This is a genomic window from uncultured Meiothermus sp. (assembly GCF_937863175.1).
GTDB lineage: Bacteria > Deinococcota > Deinococci > Deinococcales > Thermaceae > Meiothermus.
Map to the genome: position 1 here is coordinate 1 of NZ_CALMCQ010000299.1, position 8,198 is coordinate 8,198.

Here is an 8,198-nt window from a genome sequence, read left to right on the forward strand (position 1 = left end):
GCGGAAATCGGCAATGAGCCGTACCCAGGCATCTTTGTTCTGCTTGAAGGTGGGCGATTCGCGCTCCCTGGAGCCAATGTGGCTTTCGATCATGACAGAAGTCTACCGTTTTCTTGCCGGCAGGCAGTAATTTCGTCAGATATTAACACCTGGCTTTTGCCATACCTCGTACAAACCTCTCTTCTGCCCCCTCACCCCAGCGCAGCTCTCACTATTCCTGCGGTTGATCCCCGCCGCAAAAAAAACAAGCTCTTGGTGGCGTTCTCACCCGGAGGGGGTGCGGCATACTTTCTGAGAACCGCTCCAGGTGAGTCGCTGACGCGATACTGGTTATACCGGAAGCCTGGCCGCACCGGGAGCGGATATGCGGAATACATCAAAAGCTGAACCCCTTGCGGGGCTTGGGGAGGCTGCTTGTGCCGTATGATTGAAACACCTATGCGCAAACGACTCGTGGCCGGCAACTGGAAGATGTACAAAACGCCCTCCGAAGCCAGGATTTGGTTTCGAGAGTTGATCGCCAAACTGCCGCAAACCCCGGCCGAGCCCGCACTGATGGTGCCCTTTACTTCCTTGCCCGGTGCCGCAGAAATCCTCGAGGGCAGCGGCGTGTACTGGGGCGCCCAGGATGTTTCCGCACACCCGGAAGGAGCCTATACCGGCGAGGTATCGGCCCAAATGTTGGCCGATCTGGCCTGCAAATATACCGTGGTGGGGCACTCGGAGCGACGCAGCTACCATAGCGAATCGGATGCGCTGGTGGCCGAAAAAGCCAGGCGCCTGATCGAGCAGGGCATCGTGCCCATCCTTTGTGTGGGCGAGCCGTTGAGGGTTCGCGAGACTGAGGGGCATGTCGAGTACACCCTGCGACAGTTAGAAGGAAGCCTGGAGGATGTACATCCCCTGTCGGCGGCTCAATTGATCATCGCCTACGAGCCGGTCTGGGCCATCGGCACCGGCAAGACCGCCACCCCCGAGGATGCCGAGTTCATGCACCGCGCCATTCGCGGCTGGCTAATGGCTCGCTATGGTTCGGGGTTTGCTGATGCGCTGCGAATCCTCTACGGCGGCTCGGTCAAGCCCGAGAATGCCGCCGCCCTCTTTGCACAACCCAATATTGATGGCGGGTTGGTGGGTGGGGCCAGCCTGAAGCTCGAGGACTATTTGAACCTGCTCACCGCCTGACCCAGGAGAGACTATGCGCGCTTGGACGATGTTGGTGCTGCTTTTTTCCTTAAATGCCCTGTCCCAGACTACCGAGGTCGTGCAGCGAACCTACCGCTGCGCTGGGGGCGTTCAGATTCGGGCCGTCTACCAGAACCAGTTCGACCGGGTGGGGGTGGTGTTCAACAACCAGACCTATGGGCCACTGTTTCAAGTGGTGGCAGCCTCTGGGGTCAAGTATTCCGATGGCCGGGCCTCCTGGTGGATCAAAGGCGCCGGCAGGGCCGAGGAGGCTTTCCTGATGAGCGAGCGCACCGGTCAGATGCTGGCGCAGGGTTGTCGGCCTGTTCGCTGATCGCAGTTTGCTCTGACGGGCTCGAGGCAGATGGGTCTCCGCAGGTGCTTCAGGGGGTGCGCCGACCCGTAATCGCTCGTAAACTGCGCCCAGCACAGTAATAGAAAAAATTGCCTCCTCGCGACTTAACTGCAAGCTGCTGGCTTTTTCTCTCGACCCTTGGTTTCGTCTTGCCTCCCGCAATCCGGATTTAATGCGTGAATCCTGCGGTAAACTCTTCTTGCGATCATGGCAAGTCTCCATCCCCGCACCCAGCTTTCCAAAGAAAGCGTCTTCTCCCATATGAGCCGCCTGGCCGCACAGCACGGCGCCATCAATCTGGGGCAGGGCTTTCCCTCCAACCCTCCACCCAATTTTTTACTCGAGGCTGCCCGGCGGGCTATCGGAACCGTAGACCAGTATACCCCTCCCATCGGCCTGCCCAGGCTGCGCGAGGCCATTGCAGAAGACCTGGCGGTAGTTCCGGAGAACGTGGTCGTGACCGCTGGGGGCACCGAGGCATTGCACGCGCTGGCCGAATCGCTCTATGGCCCTGGCGATGAAGTGGTCATGTTTGAGCCCTATTTCGATGTGTATATTCCCCAGACCCGCATTGCCGGCGCCGAGCCGGTGCTGGTGCCCATGCGCCTTACTGACCGCTGGGAGGTAGATTTACCAGCTCTGGAACGTGCCATCGGGGTACGGACCCAGGCCCTTCTTCTCACCAGCCCCTATAACCCCACGGGCTCGGTCTTTTCCCACGCCGAGGCCGAACAAATCGTGGCCCTGGCCCGCAAACACGATCTCTGGATCATCAGCGACGAGGTATACGACGAACTCTATTTCAACCAGCCCCCCATCAAGCTGCGGGAGCTGGCGCCCGAACGGGTCTTTACCGTCGGTTCGGCAGGCAAGCGCCTGGAGGCCACTGGCTGGCGAATCGGCTGGATCGTCACACCACCGGGCCTGGCCCCCGAGGTGGCGGGTATGCGCCAGTGGAGCAGTTTTTGCTCGGCAGCCCCACTGCAAGCTGCTGTAGCGGAGGCCCTGCCCGCTGCCCGCAAGGAAGGGTTCTACCAGCACCTGCGCGAAAGCTACGGCCAGCGCAAGGATTTGTTGGAGCAAGGGCTCAAATCCCTGGGTCTGAAAACCTTCTCCCCAGCCGGAACCTACTTCCTGACCGCAATTTTGCCAGACCTGGAGGCCGAAACCCTGTTGCGAGACGGCCAGGTTGCCGTCATCCCCGGCTCGGCTTTTTATATTCACAACCCCGCCCCCAGAGGACTGTTCCGCTTCGCCTTTTGCAAGCCTGCCAGCGAGATTGAGCGGGCGATAGAGCTTTTGCAGACCTATCTAGAGCGTTGGCGTTTGAGCTAAACTTAGTAGCGTGGATACAGTTCAATACCTTGACGACCATGGCAAACCGTTGCGGGATTTACCCCTCAGCAACGAAGAATTGCTACAGGGCTACCGTGCTTTGTGCCGCGCCAGGCAGTTTGACGAGCGGGCCCTGGTACTGCAGCGACAGGGCCGGCTGGGTGTGTACCCCCCCTTTCGTGGCCAGGAAGCTGCCCAGGTGGGGGTGACGCTATGCCTCGAGGCCAGCAAAGACTGGCTCTGCCCCAGCTACCGGGAGACAGCGGCTGCCATCACCTTTGGCATGCCGCTTTCCAAGCTCATCCTGAGCTGGCGAGCCGACCCCGCAGGCTGGCGCATCCCCGACAGTGTGAACATGATTCAGTTTTACATTCCCATCGCCACCCAGATTCCCCAGGCCGCCGGGCTGGCCCATGCCGAACGCCTCAAGGGCAGTGGCGCGGTGGTGGCAGCTTTTATCGGAGATGGCGGTACTTCCGAAGGGGATTTCCACGAAGGGCTGAACTTTGCCTCGGTGTTTGACGCTCCCCTTCTGATTGTTGTACAGAACAACGGTTGGGCCATCAGCGTGCCTACCAAAAAACAAATGAAAGTGCAGCGCGTGGCCCTCAAGGCCCAGGGCTACGGAATTCCCGGCGTGGTGGTGGATGGCAACGACCTGGTGGCGGTGTGGAGCGCGGCCAGAGAGGCCGCCGCACGAGCCCGCAACGGCGAAGGCCCGACCTTGATTGAGGCCATCACTTACCGGGTAGCCCCGCACACCTCTTCCGACGATCCTGGACGATACCGCACCGAGGAAGAGACCGAGCGCTGGATCCGGCGTGACCCGATCTTGCGCATGAAGAATTGCCTGACCCACCTGGAGTTGTGGAGCGAGAACCAGGAAGCCGAATTGACCGAGGAACTCGAGGGTGAATTTCTGGCAGCGGTGGAAGAGGCCGACCAGGCCCCTGCGCCCAGGCCCTGGGAAATTGTCGAGCAGGTTTACGCCGAAATGCACGCCGACCAGCAAGCTGCCTGGAACTACCTGCGGGGTGAGCCATGATTGCCGAGCGCGAGAATCGAGTCCTCAACAACGTGCAGGCCATCAACGAAGCCCTGGATATGGCCCTGGCCCAAGACCAGCGGGTGGTGGTTTTCGGGGAGGACGTGGGCGCCATGGGCGGGGTTTTCCGGGCCTCGGATGGCCTGATGCAGAAGCATGGCGAGAAACGGGTCTTTGATACCCCCTTGGCCGAGTCGGGGATTGTGGGGTTTGGAATCGGGCTGGCCATGGCGGGCTTCCGCCCGGTGGCCGAGATTCAGTTCGCCGGGTTTTTGTACCCGGCCCTGGATCAGATCCTCTCGCACCTGGGCAGGATGCGCCATCGCACCAGAGGGCGCTTCAGCGTCCCGATGGTCATACGCGCCCCCTACGGCGGTGGGGTCAAGACCCCCGAACAACACGCCGATAGCCCCGAGGCCATCCTGAGCCATATACCGGGGGTCAAGGTGGTGATTCCCTCTTCGCCCGAGCGGGCCAAGGGATTGCTACTCAGTGCCATTGCTGACCCCGATCCGGTGTTTTTCCTCGAGGCCATCAAGCTCTACCGGGGGGTCAAGGCCCCAGTGCCCGAGGGTTTTTTCACCCTGCCCATCGGCAAAGCCCGTATGGTGCGGGAGGGTACCGCAGCCAGCCTGCTCTGCTACGGCGGGATGGTGGAGGTCTGTCAGAAAGCCGCCGAGGTGGCCGCTAAAGAGGGCGTGGAGCTGGAGATTGTGGATCTCGAGACCCTGGTGCCGCTCGATACCCAGACCATCCTCGAGTCGGTGCGGAAAACCGGTCGGGCCATAGTAGTCTACGAGGCCATGCGCACCGGCGGCTTTGGCGCAGAAGTTGCCGCCCGCATCGCAGAGGAAGCCCTGGACTCCCTGCAATCTCCCGTAATACGGGTGGCAGGCTGGGACGCACCCTACCCCCCCTTTAGCGCAGTCGAAAACTTCTACCGCCCCGATGCCCGGCGGGTTCTGGAGGCAGTTCGCAGGGCGCTGACCTACTAATTTGTTTCCTGGTCTCGAGACCAGGTTTTGCATCCAGGGGAGCCCCTATAGAGGTCGCAGGTGGGTCTGCGGCGAGGCGGATACTACCACAAGTACCGCTGCTGCCGGCTATTGACTTTGACTATAGATAAACAGGCACTTGTTAGAATAGCACCTATGAAGCTAAGCAGTTATGCGGTCGGAGACTGGCATCAGAGCACCGACGACGGAACCCTGGTAGCCGACGCGGTGTATGGGCAGCCCGTGGTGCATGTAAGCAGCAAGGGGCTGGACTTTGGCGCGATGGTGGAATACGCCCGCAAGATAGGCAGCCCCAACCTTCAGCGCTACACCTTCCACGAACGGGCAGCCATGCTGCGGGCTCTGGCGCAGTACCTGACCGAACGTAAAGAGGGCTTCTATCAGCTCTCCTTTAAAACCGGCTCCACCCGCCGCGATGGTTGGGTGGACATTGACGGCGGCATCGGCACCTTCTTTAGCTACTCGTCGCTGGCCCGGCGCGAACTGCCGAATGAGCGCTTCCTGGTGGAGGACGACCCCCAGACGCTCTCCAAACAGGGCAGCTTCCTGGGGCGGCACCTGCTGGTGCCCAGAGAAGGGGTGGCGGTACATATCAACGCCTTCAACTTCCCGGTCTGGGGTATGATGGAAAAACTGGCTCCTGGACTCATCGCGGGCGTTCCCGCCATCGTCAAGCCAGCCACCCAGACCGCCTACCTGACCGAGGCCGTCTTCAGAACCATGATAGAGTCTGGCATTCTGCCCGAAGGGGCCCTACAACTGGTTTGCGGTAGCACTGGCGATCTACTCGAGCATCTGGGCGAACAGGATTGCGTTACTTTTACGGGCTCGGCTTCCACCGGACGCAAGTTGAAGATCCATCCCAACCTGATCGCCCATTCGGTGCCCTTCAACATGGAGGCCGACAGTCTCAACTGCTCGATTCTGGGCCAGACCGTCGAGCCTGGCGATGACGAATTTGACTTGTTCATCAAAGAAGTCACCGACGAGATGACCGTCAAGGCCGGGCAAAAATGCACCGCGATTCGGCGGGTGATGGTGCCGCGAAACAAAGTCGAGGCGGTGCTGGAAGCGCTCAAAAACCGCCTTTCTAAGGTTGTGCTGGGCGACCCCCACCGTGAAGAGGTTCGCATGGGGCCGCTGGTTGGAGCCAGCCAGCGCGACGAGGTGGCAGCGGTCGTACAGCAACTCCGCCAGGACTGCGAGGTGGTTTATCAAGGAGAGGCCGATCTCCTGGGCGGTGACTGGGAAAAAGGTGGCTTCATGCCTCCCACCCTGCTCTACAGCAACCAGCCCTGGGACTCCGGTGCACATGACCTCGAGCCTTTTGGCCCCGTCGCGACCGTGATGCCCTATGAGAGCCTGGTTGAAGCGGTCGCGCTCGCGCGCCGAGGCAAGGGCAGCCTGGTGGGCTCTGTTGTGACCCACAACCGTCAGGAAGCCCGAATCCTGTTCTTTGGCTGTGCCACCCACCACGGGCGCATGCTCATACTCAACCGCGAAAACGCCCGAGAGTCCACCGGCCACGGCGCTCCCCTACCCCTCCTGGTTCATGGCGGGCCTGGCCGGGCAGGTGCGGGCGAGGAGCTGGGCGGGGTGCGGGGAATCAAGCATTACATGCAGCGCTGCGCGGTGCAGGCCGACCCCACCACGCTTTCGGTTCTGAGCAACGAATACGTGCGCGGGGCTGAAGTGAGCGAAGACCTGGTTCACCCCTTTCGCAAATACTTTGAAGAGCTGGAAATCGGCGAGAGCCTCCTGACCCACCGCCGCACCGTGACCGAGGCCGACCTCGTGAACTTCGCCAACCTTACCGGCGACTACTTTTATGCCCACGTAGACGAAATCGGGGCCAGAGACTCGATTTTTGGCAAGCGGGTGGCCCACGGCTACTTCTTGATTGCTGCAGCGGCTGGCCTGTTCGTGAGCCCTGCTCCAGGGCCGGTACTGGCTAACTACGGGCTTGAAAACCTCCGTTTTATCGAGCCTGTGGGCATCGGCGATACCATTCAGGCCCGCCTGACGGTAAAGTCCAAGACCGCCAAAGACCCCAGGCCAGGCGAGCGGCTCGCCGGCGTGGTCGAATGGGACGTGCAAATTACCAACCAGGAGGGCAAGACCGTAGCGCTTTACAGCATCCTGACCCTCGTAGAAAGAAGGCTCGAAAGGGCACCCCAGGCCTAGGGGGAAGCTACATCTTTTCCGATAGATGTACGGGTTCGGCCAGATATCCCTTCTCGGTACGCACCAGTCGGCCCAATGGATGCCCTGGCTCGTGGGTGAAGCCTAGAAGGTAGTCACCTTCCATCCAGCGCTCGTACATGCGCTTGCGGGTCTCGAGGGTGGTCATTGGGTAGAGGTCGAAGGCCATGATGTAGGGCAGCGGAGCGTGCGCCATGGTGGGGATCAGGTCGGCAGTGTAGGCGAAATTCTGACCCTCGGAGGCAAGTTCTACGGCCTGCATCCCCAGGGTGTGGCCTGGAACCGGCACCACCCATAGCCCGGGCATAATCTCTGCCTTGCCGGCCACCACCTCAAACTGTAACAGGATCGGCTCGATGTTGTCGTTCAGATAGCTAGCCCGGCTGCGCTCGTGGGGATGGGTGGCATCTTCAAGTTCTTGTTTCTGCACAATGTGCCGGGCTCTGGGAAAGGTGGGCACCAGCTTACCATCCAGCAAGCGGGTGTTGAGTCCGGCGTGGTCGAAGTGCAGATGGGTGTTGATGACCAGCGAGATTTCTTCGGGCCGCACCCCCAGCAGCGCCAACTGGCCCAGTAGCGGGTTGGCCTCGGCCAGTCCGTAAATGCGGCGGAATTTCTCGCCCGGCTTGCGGTCTATGCCGGTCTCGAGCAGCACCAGCTGGCCTTCGGCACGAATCAGCACAGGATTCAGTCCCAGCCGGACTCGGTTTTGCTCGTCGGAAGAAACGAGCTTCGACCACAAATTTTTGGGCACAATGCCGAACATCGAGCCGCCATCCAGCCAGAACTCGCCGTCGCTCAAGAACCAGAGGTCGAAATTACCGAGCTTGTGATAAGTGATGGGGCGCATTGGGAATGATTATTCCAGGTTTGTATGGGGCAAGTCTACGCTGCATCACCGCGATCGCCTCCGGGCTTTGATCCACCAGCACAAAACCCCTGCCGTGTTTTGCCGCGGCTTCACCGGTCGTTCCCGAGCCCGCAAAGTAGTCGAGAACCACATCGCCGGGACGGGAGTGAACCCGCACGATGCGCTCGAGCAGCCTGAGGGGTTTCTGGG

At 60.8% G+C, this 8,198-nt stretch carries 8 protein-coding genes; 6 read left to right on the forward strand and 2 right to left on the reverse strand.

Features of this window, described 5'->3' with window-relative positions:
• Nucleotides 1–438 precede the first annotated feature (438 nt).
• The 6 genes from tpiA to paaZ all read left to right on the forward strand — a co-directional run bounded on the left by tpiA (nt 439) and on the right by paaZ (nt 7,120).
• Nucleotides 439–1,185, forward strand: a complete 747-nt coding sequence (gene tpiA / locus Q0288_RS11385; RefSeq protein WP_299430491.1) for a triose-phosphate isomerase — start codon at nt 439–441, stop codon at nt 1,183–1,185.
• A gap of 13 nt (nt 1,186–1,198) precedes the next feature.
• Nucleotides 1,199–1,519, forward strand: coding sequence for an MliC family protein (locus Q0288_RS11390; protein WP_299430492.1), 321 nt, complete (start codon nt 1,199–1,201; stop codon nt 1,517–1,519).
• A gap of 228 nt (nt 1,520–1,747) precedes the next feature.
• Nucleotides 1,748–2,875, forward strand: coding sequence for an aminotransferase class I/II-fold pyridoxal phosphate-dependent enzyme (locus Q0288_RS11395; RefSeq protein WP_299430494.1), 1,128 nt, complete (start codon nt 1,748–1,750; stop codon nt 2,873–2,875).
• Between the two features lie 10 nt (nt 2,876–2,885).
• Nucleotides 2,886–3,920, forward strand: a complete 1,035-nt coding sequence (gene pdhA / locus Q0288_RS11400) for a pyruvate dehydrogenase (acetyl-transferring) E1 component subunit alpha (protein ID WP_299430497.1) — start codon at nt 2,886–2,888, stop codon at nt 3,918–3,920.
• Nucleotides 3,917–4,915: an alpha-ketoacid dehydrogenase subunit beta gene (locus Q0288_RS11405; protein WP_299430499.1), complete on the forward strand. Its 999-nt coding sequence runs from the start codon at nt 3,917–3,919 to the stop codon at nt 4,913–4,915. The genes pdhA and Q0288_RS11405 overlap by 4 nt, the downstream gene beginning before the upstream one ends.
• Before the next feature lie 156 nt (nt 4,916–5,071).
• Nucleotides 5,072–7,120 (forward strand): phenylacetic acid degradation bifunctional protein PaaZ, encoded by a 2,049-nt coding sequence (gene paaZ, locus Q0288_RS11410; protein ID WP_299430501.1) that lies wholly within the window; start codon nt 5,072–5,074, stop codon nt 7,118–7,120.
• A gap of 7 nt (nt 7,121–7,127) precedes the next feature.
• Here paaZ and Q0288_RS11415 read toward each other — a convergent pair whose 3' ends face one another.
• A complete protein-coding gene (locus Q0288_RS11415; RefSeq protein ID WP_299430503.1) occupies nt 7,128–7,988 on the reverse strand; it encodes an MBL fold metallo-hydrolase in 861 nt (286 codons plus the stop codon).
• Nucleotides 7,957–8,198: site-specific DNA-methyltransferase (locus tag Q0288_RS11420; RefSeq protein WP_299430505.1), on the reverse strand; the 242-nt coding region annotated here is incomplete at its 5' end. The genes Q0288_RS11415 and Q0288_RS11420, both read right to left, overlap by 32 nt.

Bases quoted from the DNA above. Each gene is read 5' to 3' on its own strand.
- tpiA (WP_299430491.1), top strand. From the start codon at position 439: ATGCGCAAACGACTCGTGGCCGGCAACTGGAAGATGTACAAAACGCCC.
- Q0288_RS11390 (WP_299430492.1), top strand. From the start codon at position 1,199: ATGCGCGCTTGGACGATGTTGGTGCTGCTTTTTTCCTTAAATGCCCTG.
- Q0288_RS11395 (WP_299430494.1), top strand. From the start codon at position 1,748: ATGGCAAGTCTCCATCCCCGCACCCAGCTTTCCAAAGAAAGCGTCTTC.
- Q0288_RS11405 (WP_299430499.1), top strand. From the start codon at position 3,917: ATGATTGCCGAGCGCGAGAATCGAGTCCTCAACAACGTGCAGGCCATC.
- paaZ (WP_299430501.1), top strand. From the start codon at position 5,072: ATGAAGCTAAGCAGTTATGCGGTCGGAGACTGGCATCAGAGCACCGAC.
- Q0288_RS11415 (WP_299430503.1), bottom strand. From the start codon at position 7,988: ATGCGCCCCATCACTTATCACAAGCTCGGTAATTTCGACCTCTGGTTC.